10 protein-coding genes are annotated in these 17,113 nt (G+C 65.2%); 6 read left to right on the top strand and 4 right to left on the bottom strand.

Annotated elements, in window-relative coordinates; translation table 11 throughout:
* Positions 1 to 201: 201 nt before the first annotated feature.
* The 3 genes from PDMSB3_RS02740 to hrcA form a co-directional block, all read right to left on the bottom strand.
* Complete coding sequence (locus PDMSB3_RS02740; RefSeq protein ID WP_007179203.1) at positions 202 to 609, bottom strand: RNA-binding S4 domain-containing protein; 408 nt, start codon at positions 607 to 609, stop codon at positions 202 to 204.
* An 8-nt stretch (positions 610 to 617) separates the two neighbouring features.
* Positions 618 to 1,688 (bottom strand): ferrochelatase, encoded by a 1,071-nt coding sequence (hemH, locus tag PDMSB3_RS02735; protein ID WP_007179204.1) that lies wholly within the window; start codon positions 1,686 to 1,688, stop codon positions 618 to 620.
* A gap of 174 nt (positions 1,689 to 1,862) precedes the next feature.
* Complete coding sequence (gene hrcA / locus PDMSB3_RS02730; protein WP_011486855.1) at positions 1,863 to 2,882, bottom strand: heat-inducible transcriptional repressor HrcA; 1,020 nt, start codon at positions 2,880 to 2,882, stop codon at positions 1,863 to 1,865.
* A gap of 330 nt (positions 2,883 to 3,212) precedes the next feature.
* Between hrcA and PDMSB3_RS02725 the strand changes: the two genes are divergently transcribed.
* Together PDMSB3_RS02725 and recN are read left to right on the top strand one after the other, a co-directional pair.
* On the top strand, positions 3,213 to 4,115 hold the full coding sequence (locus PDMSB3_RS02725) for an NAD kinase (RefSeq protein ID WP_007179206.1): 903 nt from the start codon (positions 3,213 to 3,215) through the stop codon (positions 4,113 to 4,115).
* Between the two features lie 71 nt (positions 4,116 to 4,186).
* Positions 4,187 to 5,857, top strand: a complete 1,671-nt coding sequence (gene recN, locus PDMSB3_RS02720; protein ID WP_007179207.1) for a DNA repair protein RecN — start codon at positions 4,187 to 4,189, stop codon at positions 5,855 to 5,857.
* Between the two features lie 54 nt (positions 5,858 to 5,911).
* On the opposite strand, the gene glnE is transcribed toward recN, so the two are convergent.
* Positions 5,912 to 8,707, bottom strand: coding sequence for a bifunctional [glutamate--ammonia ligase]-adenylyl-L-tyrosine phosphorylase/[glutamate--ammonia-ligase] adenylyltransferase (gene glnE, locus PDMSB3_RS02715; RefSeq protein WP_007179208.1), 2,796 nt, complete (start codon positions 8,705 to 8,707; stop codon positions 5,912 to 5,914).
* A gap of 183 nt (positions 8,708 to 8,890) precedes the next feature.
* On the opposite strand from glnE, the gene PDMSB3_RS02710 reads away from it, so the two are divergent.
* From PDMSB3_RS02710 to aroG, 4 genes are all read left to right on the top strand, one after another.
* Positions 8,891 to 13,081, top strand: a complete 4,191-nt coding sequence (locus tag PDMSB3_RS02710; RefSeq protein WP_035517670.1) for a YhdP family protein — start codon at positions 8,891 to 8,893, stop codon at positions 13,079 to 13,081.
* Between the two features lie 125 nt (positions 13,082 to 13,206).
* The gene (locus PDMSB3_RS02705) at positions 13,207 to 14,058 is read left to right on the top strand and encodes a carbon-nitrogen hydrolase family protein (RefSeq protein ID WP_007179210.1); all 852 of its coding nucleotides are present in this window, start codon (positions 13,207 to 13,209) and stop codon (positions 14,056 to 14,058) included.
* A gap of 120 nt (positions 14,059 to 14,178) precedes the next feature.
* Positions 14,179 to 15,645 (top strand): metalloprotease TldD, encoded by a 1,467-nt coding sequence (gene tldD / locus PDMSB3_RS02700; RefSeq protein ID WP_165184441.1) that lies wholly within the window; start codon positions 14,179 to 14,181, stop codon positions 15,643 to 15,645.
* A gap of 378 nt (positions 15,646 to 16,023) precedes the next feature.
* Positions 16,024 to 17,097 carry a 3-deoxy-7-phosphoheptulonate synthase AroG gene (gene aroG, locus PDMSB3_RS02695; RefSeq protein WP_165184438.1) on the top strand — a complete coding sequence of 358 codons (1,074 nt, stop codon included), beginning with the start codon at positions 16,024 to 16,026 and terminating at the stop codon, positions 17,095 to 17,097.
* Positions 17,098 to 17,113: the final 16 nt, after the last annotated feature.

The raw sequence follows: 17,113 nt of genomic DNA, 5'->3' as shown, positions 1-17,113 counted from the left end.
CTTTCCGACATATTGCAATTCCACCCGATTCGCCCGTCTTTCTCCTGAACCTTCCCTAGGGGAGCACCGTGAAACTGACCTTTGCAATCTCGGTGGTCGCATTGGTACTGATTGCGGGCACCACGACCATCTGCATGTCCGGGGCTGTCAACGATCACACTACCGAATACGGCGGTGTGCACGCAACCATGGAACAGCTGTTCAACCCCCACCTGAAAGTTTGTCGATAGTGCGCCGGTCGCGCTTGGTCGGCCGGCCGTGCAATGCGGCCGCCGGTTCGCGATACGTCTTGCGCCGCTCCTGTTCGACCTGCCGCTTCACCCTGCTCTCTTCGGTTTCCGCATAAAGCGTTTGTGCGACGCTCGCCGGGCCGCGCACGTCGCACATGCCCAGCACCGCCACTTGCCACACAATCCGCTCTATCTCGATCTCGACCAGGTCGCCGACGCGCACGTCTTTGGCCGGCTTGACGCTGGCGCCGTCAATGCGCACATGCCCTTTTTCGACGGCCGCCGCCGCGAGCGAACGCGTCTTGAAGAAGCGCGCCGCCCAAAGCCATTTGTCGATGCGCAGTTTCGCGCCCGCTTCGGTTGAAATCCCGTAATTCATGAGCCTGTTCAAGCTCCTGTCGTATGCGGCACCGGCAGCGCCTGCACCGGCCAGCCCTGCAGATTCTGCGCGACGATTTCCCCCAACGCGGCAATCCACGCCTGCGACGCATTCAGGCAGGCAATCCGATGGAAATCCTTGCCGCCCGCATGCAGGAATTCGTCGCGCACTTCCATGCCGATTTCCTCGATGGTTTCAAGGCAGTCGGCAGTGAAGCCCGGACAGAACACATCGGCGCGCCGCACGCCCGCCGCGCCCAATTCTTTGAGCGTGGGCGCCGTGTACGGCTGCAACCACTCGGCCTTGCCGAAACGCGACTGGAACGTAATGCGGCATTCCACCGGCGTCAGTTCGAGCGCCTGCATCAGCAGCGCGCCGGTTTGCTGGCATTGCTCGTGGTATGGGTCGCCGAGATCCAGCGTGCGTTTGGGCACGCCGTGAAAACTCAGCACCAGCTTGTCGCCCGCGGCGAAATCCGGCCGGCCGTGCTGATGCCAATATTGATGCACCTGCGCGGCAAGCGCCGCAATGTAGGCCGGATGATCGGCGTACTGGCGCACCGTGCGGATTTCCGGCTGATTGCGCATGCGTTTGAGCGCCGAAAAGGCGTCGTCGAAAGCGGTAGCGGTGGTGGACGACGAATACTGCGGATACATGGGCATGAGCAGCACGCGTTCGGCACCCGCCAGCTTGAGCTGGTTCAGCATGGCCGGAATACCCGGCGTGCCGTAGCGCATCGCGTAATCGACGAGCACCGTGTAGTCGTTCAGTTGCAGCAGATGGCGCAAGCCCTCCACCTGCTTCTCAGTATGGACGCGCAGCGGTGAACCTTCCGGCATCCACACCGCGGCGTACTTCTTGGCGGAAGCGACGCCCCGAAACGGCAGAATCAGCAAACGCAAGATGATCTGCCAGAGCAGCGCCGGAATTTCGACCACGCGCGGATCGGATAGAAACTGCGCGAGATAGCGGCGGACCGCACGCGGCGTCGGCGCGTCGGGTGTGCCGAGATTGATCAGCAGCACAGCGACACGGTGTGACGTGGCGTTCTGTGAAGGCCGCTCGAGGTCGAAGCGCATAGGCAGCAGAGGTAACCCGCTCAGGCGGAGTGTCGGTTCAGGTGAGAACCATTATAGCGGCGTGGTGCATGCACCGGTCCGCCGGACACCCCTGGCCATTCGGCCAATTGGCAAGCCGTGCGCCGTCACGCATTATTCGTGGCTGGAACAGCCAACACCGGAAGCCGAAGCTATTTACTGCTGGCTGAGGGTCAGCGAAAGCAGGCGCGCGGTAATGTCCACAATCGGAATCACGCGGTTGTAGGCCATGCGGGTCGGTCCGATCACGCCCAAGGTGCCGACGATCTTGCCGTTCACCTCGTAAGGCGCGGTGACCACGCTCATTTCCTCGATCGGCACGAGATTCGACTCGCCGCCAATGAAAATCTGCACGCCCGCCGCGTGACTCGACACGTCGAGCAACTGAAGGAGACTGGTCTTTTGGTCGAACACATCGAACAGCTTGCGCAAGCGCGCCATGTCCGACGAAAGGTCGGCCACTTCGAGCAGGTTGCGCTCGCCCGAAATCAGCACGGTTTCGCCCGTGTCGGCTTCGTCCGTACTGGCCGTGACGGCGGCATGCATCAGCGTGGTCATGTCGCCGCGCAGTTCGTCGATTTCTTCGCGCAGGCGGCGGCGCACGTCGTCGAACGAGAGGCCCGCGAAGTGTGCGTTGATGTAGTTGGAGGCCTCGACAAGTTGCGACGGCGAGAAATCGCGCTGGGTCGCCATGATGCGGTTCTGCACGTCGCCTTCCGGCGTGACGATGATCAGCAGAATGCGTTTGTCCGACAAGCGCATGAACTCGATCTGCTTGAACACATGGCTGCGCCGCGGCGTGAGCACCACGCCGGCGAACTGCGAGAGGTTGGACAGCACGCTGGCCGCCGCGGCGACGATTTTCTGCGGCTCGCCCGCCTGCAGCGTGGTCTTGACGGTACGCATCACCGCTTCTTCGTCAGCGGCGGACTCCACCGTCAGCATGGTGTCCACGAACAGACGATAGCCGCGCGGCGTGGGAATGCGGCCCGCGGAAGTATGCGGACTGATCACGAGCCCCAGATCCTCGAGGTCGGACATCACGTTGCGGATCGTTGCGGGACTGAGTTCGAGACCCGAATAGCGCGACAACGTGCGCGAGCCGACCGGCTGACCTTCGGCGATGTAGCGCTCGATCAGCGTTTTGAGGAGGGTTTGTGCGCGAGGATCTAGCATGACGGAAAATTTTAGCTCAATGGCACGACTACCGCGAGCGCTAGGGGCGCCCATCCCTGACGAACGCGCCGCCGCTTGCCGCTGCGGCACGTTGCCTCCGGCCCGGCACGTTGGCCGGCGTTCAGCCCGGCGCGTTGCGGACCACGTCGCGGGCCGCCTTCCGGGCGGCCCGGCTGCCGGCACCCCGCCGCACTTTAACCGGCGCGCATGTCATCAAGGCTTCACCATTCTAACGATAATCGCGAGACGCGCTGGCGGCCCGCGCACGTCGGCTCGCCACCGGGTCTGCCCACGGTTCTTTTCAGGCCCCACCTATGGTGTAATGCCGGCATGCAAGTGACCAGCCAGTTCAAGACCGTCGCGCTCGTCGGGCGCAACAATACGCCGGGTATCGCCGAGCCGTTGACCGCGCTCGCCTTGTGCATCGCGAAGCGCGGCTTCGAGGTCGTGTTCGAAGCCGATACCGCCGCCGAGATCGGCGTCACCGACTACCCGGCGCTGCGCCCCGCCGAGATCGGCGCGCGCGCCGACGTGGCCGTGGTGCTGGGCGGCGACGGCACCATGCTCGGCATCGGCCGTCAGCTCGCGCCGTACCGTACGCCTTTGATCGGCATCAACCACGGGCGGCTTGGCTTCATTACCGACATTCCGATCTCCGACATGCGCGAGATCGTGCCGCAAATGCTGGCCGGCAATTTCGAACGCGAAGAACGCGTGCTGCTCGAAGCGCGCATCATGCGCGACGGCAACCCGATCTATCACGCGCTGGCCTTCAACGACGTGGTGGTCAACCGCAGCGGTTTCTCAGGCATGGCGGAGCTGCATGTCTCGGTAGATGGCCGCTTCATGTACAACCAGCGCTCGGACGGCCTGATCGTGGCCACGCCCACCGGCTCTACCGCTTATGCGCTGTCGTCGCAAGGGCCGATTCTGCATCCGCAATTGCAGGGCATCGTGCTGGTGCCGATTGCTCCGCACGCGCTGTCGAACCGTCCGATCGTGCTGCCGGACGATTCCAAGGTGAGCATCCAGATCGTCTCGGGGCGCGAAGTGAACGTCAATTTCGACATGCAGTCGTTCACCTCGCTCGAACTGAGCGACACGATCGAAGTGCGCCGCTCGCGTCATACGGTGCCCATGCTGCATCCCGTCGGCTACAGCTATTTCGCCACGCTGCGCAAGAAGCTGCACTGGAACGAATACCCGTCGCACGAAGAAGACCCCAAGCCCTGAGCGGCGAGGCCACCGGAACGCGAACGCCGCCGCTGCCGAACCCTGACCACCAAGCTCATCAGACGACCTCCATGCTTCGCCACCTCTCGATACGCGACTTCGTCATCGTCGCCGCGCTCGATCTCGAATTCGACACCGGCTTCACTGTTTTTTCCGGCGAAACCGGCGCCGGCAAGTCGATCCTGATCGACGCGCTGGCGCTCGCGCTCGGCGCCCGTGCCGATGCGAACGTCGTGCGCACCGGCGAAAGCCGCGCGGACATCACGGCGGAATTCGAGACCCATGCGCAGGTCGAGCAATGGCTCGACGAGCAGGCGCTCGGCACGACGGGCAGCGACGGTCATCACGGCAGCACCGTGATGCTGCGGCGCGTGGTGGATGGCAACGGCCGCTCGCGGGCGTTCATCAACGGCACCGCGGCGACGCTCGCGCAGTTGCGCGAGGTCGGCGAGATGCTGGTGGATATTCACGGCCAGCACGCGCACCAGTTGCTGATGCGCCCTGACGCGCAACGCGAACTGTTCGACACTCACGCCGGACTGTCCGACACGGCGGCTACCGTCACGCGGGCATGGCGCACATGGCGCGAGAGGGTTCAGGCGGTCGAGCATGCGCAAACGCGTGACCGTGAGCTGCAACTGGAACGCGAGCGCCTCGCCTGGCAGCTCACCGAACTGGACAAACTCGCGCCGCAGCCCGGCGAGTGGGAAGAGGTCAATTCGGAGCACCGGCGGCTGTCGCATTCGGCCAATCTGATCGACGGCGTGCAAGGCGCACTCGGCGCGCTGTCCGAATCGGACGAGGCGATGATCACGCATCTGTCCTCGATCGTCTCGAAGGTGCGCGATCTGGCGGAGATCGATCCGGCCTTGAACGATGTACTCGCCGCGCTCGAACCGGCCGAAATCCAGTTGCAGGAAGCGGCCTATTCGCTGAGCCATTACGCGCAAAAGCTCGAACTCGATCCGGACCGGCTGGCGCAGGTCGAAAAGCGTCTGGACGCGTTGCATTCGGCCGCACGCAAATTCCGTCTGCAGCCGCAAACGCTGCCGGAGGAACACGAGGCGCGCCGCGCGCAACTGGCCGCGCTCGACGCGGCCGCCGACCTCGACAGCCTGCACGCCGCCGAAGCCAAAGCCAAAGAAAACTTCCTGACCGAGGCGAAGAAACTCTCGAAAGCGCGTGCCAAGGCCGGCAAGGCGCTGGGCGCGGCGGTCACCACGGGCATGCAGGAACTGTCAATGAAAGGCGGCAGCTTCGAAGTCGCGCTGGTGCCGCTGCCCGAAGGTGGCGCGCATGGGCTCGAACAGGTCGAGTTCCGCGTCGCCGGTCATGCCGGCGTGCCGCTGCGGCCACTCGCCAAAGTCGCCTCGGGCGGCGAACTGGCGCGGATCAGCCTCGCCCTCGCAGTGATCGCGAGCGCCGCCAGCCCCACGCCCACGCTGATTTTCGACGAAGTGGATACGGGCATCGGCGGCGGCGTCGCCGAAGTGGTCGGACGGCTTCTGCATCAGCTCGGCCAGCAGCGCCAGGTGCTGTGCGTGACGCACTTGCCGCAAGTCGCCGCGCGCGGCGACCATCATTTCCAGGTCGCCAAGGCGGGCAACGGCAAAGGCGGCACGGTCAGCAGCGTGACCTCGCTCGACAAGGCGAGCCGCATCGAAGAAGTGGCGCGGATGCTCGGCGGCCTGGAGATCACTCCGACCACCCGCAAGCACGCGAAGGAAATGCTGGCGGCCTAGTTGTTCACCAGGCGGGTTGATCCTCGCCACCCGAGCGCGGATCAACCCGCGCCTTCACCCGAACACGCGCTTCCACAACCCCAGCACGGCCTCGCGTTCCGTGGCCACCAGCGCCGGCTCGACCCGCGCCTTCTCCATCCCGTCCAGCCGCAGCTTGTGCTGCAGCTTGCGGTAGGTGCGATACGCCGCGCCGACCGTCTCCGCCTCCGCCTCGCTCATCAGGCCGAAGCGCGACACTTCGCGCAGCAACGCAATGTTGCCGGTATTGCGGATCAGTTCGGGGTCGCTTGCCGCGTGCAACAGTACCCAGTACTGCACGGTGAATTCGATATCCACCATCCCGCCGCGGTCGTGCTTCAGATCGAACAGCGCCGTATGGTTCGGATGTCCGGCCTCGACGCGCTCGCGCATCTCGACGATCTCCTTCGCGAGCGGCGCCGCCTCGCGCGGCGTGGTCAGCACCTGTTCGCGGATGGCCTCGAATTTCACGCCGATCTCGGTGTCGCCCGCGCAGTAACGGGCCCGGCTCAATGCCTGATGCTCCCACACCCACGCCGTATTGGCCGCGTCGCCTTCGCGCAACTGGTAACGGCGGAACGCGTCCAGATCGGTGACGAGCAGGCCCGATTCGCCGTTCGGCCGCAGGCGCAAGTCCACGTCGAACAGGGTGCCGGCGCCGGTCGCGGTGGTGAGCCAGGTGATCAGGCGGCGGGTGTAGGTGGAGTAGACCTCGGCTGCGGCATCGTCGGTATCGTCGTAGAGAAAGATCACGTCGAGGTCGGATGCGTAACCCAGTTCCTTGCCCCCCAGCTTGCCGTACGCGATCACCGCAAAACGCGGCACGTCGCGATGGCGCTTGGGCAATTGCCTCCAGACGGCTTCGAGCGTGACGTCGAGCACGGCGTCGGCGAGTTCGGACAGGCGGTCGCTCACATGCTCGACGCTCAGCTTGCCCGCCAGATCGATCAGCAGAATGCGGAACACTTCCGCCTGGTGCGCGTGGCGCAGCAGATCCATCTGCTGCTCCACGCCGTCGGCGGCGGCCAGACGCAGGCGCAAGGTGCGCTTGAATTCGGGCCAGTCGAACGGACTGTCCATCGCTTCGTCGTCGAGCAGTTCGTCGAGCAGTTGCGGATGGCGGATCAGATAGCCGGCCGCCCAACGCGAGCCGCCGAGCACCGACAGCACGTGGTGCAGCGCCTGCGGATATTCGGTCAGCAGCGCCAGATAGGCGCCGCGCCGGCTCACCGCTTCGAGCAGGTCGAAGAAGCGCGCCACCGTATCGCCGCGCCGCTCGGCGGGCTCCAGCGTGCGCGCGGCTTCGAGCGCGCGTTGCGCGACGATGTCGAAACGTTGCCGGCTGCGCTCGGCCAGCCCCGCATAACGCGACGACTGCCACACCGCGCGCAGCCGCGCGAGCAGTTCGCCCGGCTCGGCCACGCCGAGTTCGACAAGGCGCGCCTGCAGGACATCGTCGGCGCTGTCGTCGGCGAGCGCGCTGCTCCACACCCACGCGGCGGCGCCGTCTTCGGGCGCGCCGCAGCCGTCGCGACCGCTCACCTTGTCGGCGAAAATCTGATCGAACTGCTGTTCGACGAATTCGCGATGCGCATCGAGCTTTGCCATCAGCGCCGCGTAGTCGTCGCAACCCATTGCGTAAGCGAGCGCCACGCGCTCTTCGGGATCGACCGGCATGGCATGGGTTTGCGCGTCGTTACGGTATTGCAGACGGTGTTCGAGTTCGCGCAGGAAGCGATAGGCCTGCGAGAGCTTCACGCAGACCGAGGTGTCGATCAGCCCGTGCGTGGCCGCATGCCGCAGCACGGCGAGCGTCGGCCGCACGCGAAAGCCCGCGTCCTGGCCGCCGCGGATCAACTGGAACACCTGCGCGCTGAATTCGATTTCGCGGATGCCGCCGCGTCCGAGCTTGATGTCGTCGGCCTTGTCGGGCCGCATGGAAGCGCGGCGCTGCGCCTCCTGGCGAATCTGCAGATGCAGCGCGCGAATCGCGCTGATCACGCCGAAGTCGAGATAGCGGCGGTAGACGAACGGCGTGACGATCGCGTCGAGCTGCTTCTGCAGCCGCTGCGCCGCGTCGCTCGCGCCTTCGGACACGAGACGGCCCTTGATCCACGCGTAGCGCTCCCACTCGCGGCCTTGCACGTAGAAATATTCTTCGAGCATGCCCAGGCTGCAGACGAGCGGACCCGAGTCGCCGTTCGGCCGCAGCCGCATGTCGACCCGGAACACGTAGCCGTCGGCGGTGACTTCCGCGAGGGCGGCGATCAGGCGCTTGCCGAGGCGTGTGAAAAACTCCTGCGTGGCGATCGGCGAGCGGTGGCCGCCCGCAGTCTCGCCATCCTCTTCATAAATGAAGATCAGATCGATGTCCGACGACACATTCAGTTCGCGCCCGCCCAGCTTGCCCATCCCCACTACGCCGAGCGAGAGCCGTTCGCCGTGCGGTCCGCGCGGTTCGCCGTACAGCACTTCGAGTTCGGCGGACAGCACGGCTAGCGCCCGCTGGATCGTCGTCTCCGCCAGATCGGTCATCGCGCCGGTCACTTCGGCGACGTCCGCCTCGCCCGCCAGATCGCGCTCCATCACGGCGCAAAACACCTCCGTGCGCAATTGGCGCAGCGCCCGTTTGAGTGCATCTTCACTCAATGGCGCACCGCTCGCGCCGGCCGCTTCGGCGCACAACGCGTCGAAGCGCGCGTCGATACGCTCGCGGGTCAGCGGCACGGACGCGAGCGCCGCCACCTGCGCCACGAGTTGCGGGCGGGCGGCGGCGGCACGCGCCGCGTAGTGTGAATAGGTGGAACTCAGGAGAGTGGCGTCAGTCTTCAAGGGTCTGGCTCGCTCGTTGCTTGATAAGCGTTATTCAATTCGCAGTAGCACATCGGCGCGGCAGCCTCGCGCAGGTCGCGAGACGGCATGCAGACAGGGTTTGCAGGAAGTCCGTCTACGCTTTCCCGTGTGTTACATTTCGTCGTTAATTCGCAAAACTACCATACGCCCACCCGCCGCAGCATGTCCGAGCGAAACGAATCCGCCGACCCTCACGAAACCGGGCAGAGCCGGCCTGTGAGCGGAAGCGACCACATCGTGCTGCGTCGGACCTTTCACGTGGTCCTCGCGATCGCGCTCGTGCTGTACTTTGTAGCGACCGGGCTGTTTCTCGCGTTGCGCTACGTGGTGCTGCCGCGCGCCGACTCGTTCCGCCCGCGCATCGAAGCCATCGTCTCGGAGAAACTGCACGCGCAGTTCAGCATCGGCAAGCTCGCGCCGTACTGGAGCGGCTTCCAGCCGGGCCTCGACGTCACCAATCTCGTGATCCGTGACCGCGACGGCAAGACCGCGCTGACGATTCCGCACGCCACCGCCACGCTCTCGTGGAAGTCGCTCTGGCAGTTTCATCCGGCGCTGTCCAGCCTGATCGTCGATCAGCCGGACGTGCTGGTGGCACGCAGCAGCGACGGCGTGCTCTCGGTGGCGGGCGTGCCGGTGCCCACACGCCACAGCGGCAACGACGTGCTGACCACCTGGCTATTGCGCCAACAGGCAATCGTGGTGCGCGGCGGCGTACTGCGCTGGCGCGATGCGCAGCACGCCGCGCCGGAGTTGGCCCTGCGCGATATCCGGATCGCGATTCTCAACGACGGCTACGATCACCGGCTGGCGCTGCAGGCGCCCGCCGAGGGGCATGTTCTGAACGGCCCGCTCGATTTCCGCACGCATTTCAGACACGCGCCGCTCTCCGCAATCGGCAAGCCGATCAACTGGACTGGCCAGGTGTACGTGTCGACCGGCCCGGTCGATCTGCCGACGCTCGCGCGCTACGTCAATTTCCCGATCGAGACGTTTGCCGGCCGCATCGACAATGCAATCTGGATCGACTTCGCCGAGGGCCGCATGAAATCGGCAAGCGGGCAACTCGCCGGCGCCGACGTCGCCATGCGGGTGCGTCCGACCCAACCTAAGCTGCTCGTGCCGGTCGCCAATTTCATGTGGCGCCTCGAAGCCGAAGAGGGCGACTACAAGCTGCAACTGAGCCAGTTTCACGCCGAACTCGGCCAGCCGCCACTCGACGACGGCACGCCGCTCACGCGCACGCTCGCGCTCACCACGCTGAACGGACGCTACCGGACCGCCTCGCAGCAACACGGGCAACTGGTCAGTGTGAGCGGCGATCGTGTCGACCTGGGCATCCTCGCCGAATTCAGCCGGGCGTTGCCGCTGTCGCGGCGTCTGCTGAACAATCTCGTGCGCTACAACCCACGCGGCCTGGTGGCCAATTACCTGATCGAAGTCGAGCGCGCCAAACCGGAGTCGGGCGAAGCGGGCAACGACCATCACCCGAGCGGCGCCGAGCCGATCGAGCGCTATCGCTTCAAGGGCGATCTGCAAGGCATCAGTGTCGCCGCCCAGGAACCGCCGCCGGGGCTCACGCCGCTGAATCACCCGCGCGCGGGCATTCCCGGCATCGAGAATTTGTGGGGCAGCGTGGACGCCGACGAAACCCACGGCACCGCCCTGCTCGATACCTCCAACGTCGCCATTACATTGCCGGGCGTGTTCGACGATCCGCGCCTCAAGCTCGACCGTCTGCATGGCCGCGCCGACTGGACCATCACGCCGAAAGCGCCGGGCGAGAACCACCCGGCCTTCACCGTGAAGCTGGCCGATTTCGGCGTTTCGAACGCCGACGTCGCGGCCACCGCCACCGCCGACTACAGCAACCCGGGCCACGGGCGCGGTTCGCTCGATCTGAAAGCCGACTTCCAGCGCGCGCAGGTGACGCGCATCGCCCGCTATCTGCCGACCAGCATCAGCGAAAAGCTGCGCATCTATCTGGGCCACGGCTTGCAGGCCGGCATGTCGCACGGCGCGACCATCGAGGTGCACGGCGACCTGACCAAATTCCCCTATTCGCGCGACCCGAGCGCCGGACTGTTCCACATCGTCGCTCCGTTCAGGGGCGGCAAGTTCGATCCGACGCCGTACCCGCCGCGCAAGATGAGGAACGGCACGCCGAACGTATGGCCGGCGCTCGACGGCATCGACGGCGTGTTCGAACTCAGGCAGAACGTGATGCGCTTCGACATCGACCGGGCGCATTACAAGCAGGTCGCGCTCACCGGCGTCAACGGCAGGATCGACGACCTCGGCACCAGGGCGTCGAGCCTCGTCATCAAGGGCGACGGCCACGGGCCGCTCGCCGACATGCTCGACTACGTGAACGCCAGCTCGCTCGGCATCATGGCGAAGCACGAGACCGACAAGGTGCGCGCCGAAGGGCCGGCGTCGCTCGCGCTCAAGCTGACGGTACCGCGTACGCCGAAGCCGCATATCGGCGTGGAGGGCGCGGTCGGCTTCCAGAGCAACCGCCTGAGCGTCGAGAACGTGCCGCCGCTGTCGCAGTTGAAGGGCAAGGTGCGGTTTACCGAGCACACGGCGCAGGTGGACCGGCTCTCGGGACAATTCCTCGGCGGCGACGTGCATGCGAACGGCGGTCTGAAGCAGGACGGCACGTACGCACTTGACCTGGGCGGCCATATCGCAGTCGACGCGGCGCGCGGACTCGATCTGCATGGCCCGGGCGCGCAGGTGCTGACGCGCATGAGCGGCAGCGCGCCCTACGCGCTCAACGTGCGGGGCGCGAAGGGACGGCTGCCCGAAGTGACGGCGAACTCCGATCTGACCGGCCTCGCGCTCGACTTCCCCGCGCCGTTCAACAAGCCGGTCGGCACGCCGATGCCGCTGCGCTTCGCCGTCGGCCCGTCCGCCGCGCCGGGCGAAGCGGGACTGGAGCGCGCCGACCTCACCTTCGGCCCGCTCGCCGCCACCTATCTGCTGCGTTACCAGCCGAAAACGCCGCCGACCGTGGTGCGCGGCGCGGTCGGCGTGAACCGGCCCGCCGACCTGCCGTCCGAAGGCGTGATCGCCGCCGTCGACCTGGACGCATTCGACGCCGACGCCTGGCGCGCGCTGGTCACGCAATTGCGCGGTAAAGATACGCCCGCACCCGCCGCGGCAACGCCGGCCGCACCGAACCCCACCGTCGCGCAATTCCTGCCGAGCCGTTTCGCGGTGCATATCGGCACGCTGACGCTGCTAAAGCGCCACTGGGACAGCGTGATCGTCGGCGCGTCGCATGCGGATCGCACGTGGCAGGCGAACATCGCTTCGAACCAGGTGTCCGGCCACGTGTCCTGGCTGCCGGGCCCGACCAGGGAGTCGCCCGGTACGCTGCAGGCGCGCTTTGCCCGGGTGGTGATTCCGTCGGCCACCGACAAGGATCTGCTCGGCCAGGCCATGTCGGCGCCCGCGCAGAACATGCCGTCCATCGATCTGGTCGTCAACGAACTGATCGTGCGCGACCACAACGTCGGCCGTCTCGAAGTCGACGCGCACAACTTCGACGAAGACGGCGTGCCGGTCTGGCAACTCGACAAGCTCGACATCGCCAACCCCGCCGCCACGCTCAGTGCCACCGCGAACTGGCGCACCTCGACCGAATTCGGCAACAGCACCGACGAAGCCACGCCGCGGCGCACCGTGTTCGATTTCAAGCTCGACATCAAGGACGCCGGCGCGCTGCTCGAACGGTTCGGCCAGCCGCGCACGCTCAAGGCGGGCGCCGGCTCGCTTTCGGGCAAGATGGTGTGGCAAGGCGGCCCGACCCGGATCGACTATCCGACGCTCAACGGCAATCTGGCCGTCGATCTGCGCCATGGCCAGATCCTCAAGGTCGATCCGGGTGTCGCCAAGCTGCTGGGCGTGCTCAGCCTGCAAAGCCTCGCTCGCTTCGCCACCCTGAACTTTCGCGACGTGATCGGCGAAGGCCTGCCGTTCGAGCACGTTACCGGCACCGCGCAGATTCATAACGGCATTGGCCGCACCGAGAACTTCGAGATGGTCACCGCGCCGGCGCGCGCCGAGATGAAAGGCTCGGTGGATCTCGCCCAGGAAACCCAGAATCTGCACGTCCAGATCGTGCCGACGGTTAGCGCCGGCGCCGCCGTGATCGCTGCGACGGTCATCAATCCGCTGCTCGGACTGGGCGCGCTGGTGGCCGATCTGGCGTTCAGCCAGTCGATCTCGCACGCGTTCGCGCGGGAGTATGCGATCACCGGCTCGTGGTCGAAACCGCACGTCGAGCGGGTGAAGAGCGATCGCGGTAAGATGGACGCTCCGGCTTCGACCGTGGAAGCGCACTGAGCCTGTATCCGACCCTTTCCCCGGTCAGACAGGCGCCGTGCGGCACGAGCGGCCCCAGCCAGTCTTGAACGACGTATGCGGCGCAAGCGAATCGCGCCGCCTTGCCGGGAGTTTTCCGAACGCTCATGAGCGAAACACAGGTCTCTTCAACCGTGTCCAGCGGTTCCCTGGAAAGCGCCTTCCGTGTCGCCGCGCTGCAAATGGTGAGCACACCGGATCGCGAGCGCAATCTCGCCGAAGCCGCGCGTCTGATCGCCGAAGCCGCCGCCGAAGGCGCGCAACTCGTCCTGTTGCCTGAGTACTTCTGCTTCATGGGCTTCAAGGACACGGACAAGCTCGCCGTGCGCGAGCCCTATCAGGACGGACCGATCCAGCGCTTTCTCGCCGACGCCGCGCGCCGCCACCACGTCTGGGTAATCGGCGGCACGCTGCCGTTGATGTCGCCTGAAGCCTCGCGCGTGCTGAACACCACGCTGGTGTTCGACCCGCAGGGCAACGAGGCCGCGCGCTACGACAAGATCCATCTGTTCAACTTCGAAAAGGGCGCGGAATCGTTCGACGAAGCGCGCACCATCTGCCCCGGCGGCGAAGTGCGCAGCTTCGAGGCGCCGTTCGGCCGCGTGGGCCTGTCGGTCTGCTACGATCTGCGCTTTCCGGAGCTGTACCGGCGCATGGGCGACTGCACGCTGATCGTGGTGCCGTCGGCGTTCACTTACACGACCGGCCGCGCGCATTGGGAAATGCTGCTGCGCGCGCGGGCGGTCGAAAATCAGTGTTACGTGCTGGCCGCGGCGCAAGGCGGCAAACATGAAAATGGCCGCCGTACGTGGGGCCACAGCATGCTGATCGACCCGTGGGGCGAAATCGTCGCGGTGCGCGACGAAGGCGCAGGCGTGGTCGCCGGCAATCTCGAGCGTGCGCGCATCGACGAAGTGCGACAGAGTCTGCCCGCCTGGCGTCATCGTGTGCTCAGTTGACTCACCTGATCCAGTTGATAAACCCACTCGCGTGACATTGAAACTGCGGCGCCCTGTACTCATCTGGTGAGTGATTGAGGCGCTAACTGAATCCTTCGTATCGAGCAGAACACACTTCGCATGAACATCATCGAACCCGGTATCCGTAATCTCGCCACCGCCAAGGACATCCTCCTGACGCCCTATGGTCTCGACGAAGCCCTGCTCACCCGCACGCTCGCCGAAATCTTCACGCACAAGATCGACTACGCCGACCTGTACTTCCAGTACACGCGCAGCGAAGCGTGGAGTCTCGAAGAAGGCATCGTGAAGTCCGGCAGCTTCAGCATCGACCAGGGCGTCGGCGTGCGCGCCGTGTCGGGCGACCGCACGGCGTTCGCCTATTCGGACGACCTGTCGCCCGAAGCGATCCGTCAGGCGGCGCTCGCCACCCGTTCGATCGCCAAGGCGGGCGGCGGCAAGCAGAAGATCAAGGTGGCCTCGTCGCTGACCGGCATTGCCGGGCGCGATCTTTATCTGCCGGCCGATCCGCTCCATTCGCTCGACGCCACCGCCAAGGTCAAGCTGCTCGAACGCATCGAAAAGATGGCGCGCGGCCGCGATCCGCGCATCCAGCAAGTCATGGCGGGCCTCGCCGGTGAATACGACGTGGTGCTGGTCGCGCGCAGCGACGGCGGCTTCGCGGCCGACATCCGTCCGCTGGTGCGTGTGTCGGTCACGGTGATCGCCGAGCAGAACGGCCGCCGCGAAATCGGCAGCGGCGGCGGCGGCGGCCGCTTCGACTACGCCTATTTCACCGACGACGTGCTGTCAGGCTACGTCGACGACGCGGTGCATGCGGCGCTGGTGAACCTCGAAGCCCGTCCGGCGCCGGCGGGCGCGATGACCGTCGTGCTCGGACCGGGCTGGCCCGGCGTGCTGCTGCACGAAGCGATCGGCCACGGTCTGGAAGGCGACTTCAACCGCAAGGGTTCGTCGGCATTCGCGGGGCGCATCGGCGAACAGGTGGCCGCCAGGGGCGTGACCGTGGTGGACGACGGCACGCTGCCGAACCGCCGCGGCTCGCTCAATATCGACGACGAAGGCAATCCGACCCAGTGCACCACGCTGATCGAAGACGGCATCCTGAAGGGCTACATCCAGGACACGCTGAACGCGCGCCTGATGAAGATGCCGGTCACGGGCAATGCGCGCCGTGAGTCGTACGCCGCGCTGCCCATGCCGCGCATGACCAACACGTACATGCTCAATGGCGACAAGGATCCGCAGGAAATCATCGCCTCCGTGAAGAACGGCTTGTATGCGGTGAACTTCGGCGGCGGCCAGGTCGACATCACCAACGGCAAGTTCGTGTTCTCGGCTTCCGAGGCGTACATGATCGAAGACGGCAAGGTCACGTATCCGGTGAAGGGCGCAACGCTGATCGGCAGCGGTCCGGAATCGCTCAAATACGTCAGCATGATCGGCAACGACATGAAGCTCGATTCGGGTGTGGGCGTGTGCGGCAAGGAAGGCCAGAGCGTGCCGGTGGGCGTCGGCCAGCCCACGCTGCGGATCGACCGGATGACGGTTGGCGGCACTGCCTGATTCGTTACAAACGCATACTTCGCGCACACATTGCGCGAAGTATGCGGATTTCCCGCATTTTTATGCCCGGTAGCTTGCAAGTGCAGCCTGACCGGGTTATAAAGTCACTCACCCTTTTTGACCTGCGACCTCATTCGTCATGTCCGCCAAGTTTTATTTTTACTTTTTTTGGCATCTCAGACCGCTGGCGGATCGAGAGGGGTGTTAGTGCACGCAGAACACCGAGAATTCCCGAAAAACCGCCAGCCAGTCTGGCGGTTTTTTTTTCGCCTCATGCCTTTGAAACTTTATTTTTGATGGTTGTCCGCTCTGGCATCGCCGCTTCATCGCAATCCTGACTGCCTGCGCGAACACGCTACGAACCGATTGGAGAACAACATGCCCCCGCACAACACCGACGATGTCCGCATCCGCGAATTGAAAGAACTCACGCCGCCCGCTCACCTGATCCGTGAATTCGCCTGCGACGAAACGGTGTCCAACGTGATCTACAACTCGCGCACCGCGATGCATCGCATTCTGCACGGCATGGAAGATCGCCTGATCGTGATCATCGGACCGTGCTCGATTCACGATACGAAAGCGGCGATGGAATACGCCGGCCGTCTGGTCGAGCAGCGCAAGCGCTTTGCCGGCGAGCTCGAAATCGTGATGCGCGTGTACTTCGAAAAGCCGCGCACAACTGTTGGCTGGAAGGGTCTCATCAACGACCCGAACATGGACAATAGCTTCAAGATCAACGAAGGCCTGCGCACCGCGCGCGAGTTGCTGTTGCGCATCAACGAACTCGGCCTGCCGGCCGGCACCGAATACCTCGACATGATCAGTCCGCAGTACATCGCCGACCTGATCTCGTGGGGCGCAATCGGCGCGCGCACCACCGAATCGCAAGTGCACCGCGAACTGGCTTCGGGCCTGTCGTGCCCAGTCGGCTTCAAGAATGGCACGGACGGCAACGTCAAAATCGCGGTCGACGCGATCAAGGCCGCCTCGCAGCCGCACCATTTCCTGTCGGTCACCAAGGGCGGCCACTCGGCGATCGTGTCGACCGCGGGCAATGAGGACTGCCACATCATTCTGCGCGGCGGCAAGACGCCGAACTACGACGCGGACAGCGTCAACGCCGCGTGCGCGGACATCGGCAAGGCCGGTCTCGCCGCGCGTCTGATGATCGACGCGAGCCACGCGAACAGCTCGAAGAAGCACGAGAATCAGATTCCGGTGTGTGCGGATATCGGCCGCCAGATTGCTTCGGGCGACGAACGGATTGTCGGCGTGATGGTGGAATCGAATCTGGTGGCAGGCCGCCAGGATCTGCAGGAAGGCTGCGCGCTGACGTACGGCCAGAGCATTACCGACGCATGCATCGGCTGGGATGAAAGTGTCGCCGTGCTGGAAGGCCTCGCCGACGCGGTGAAGCAGCGCCGTGTGGCACGCGGCAGCGGCAACTGAAGCCGCGCTGATTGCA

The organism is Paraburkholderia dioscoreae (assembly GCF_902459535.1).
GTDB classification, from domain to species: domain Bacteria; phylum Pseudomonadota; class Gammaproteobacteria; order Burkholderiales; family Burkholderiaceae; genus Paraburkholderia; species Paraburkholderia dioscoreae.
This window is presented reverse-complemented; position numbering and strand designations above follow the sequence as displayed.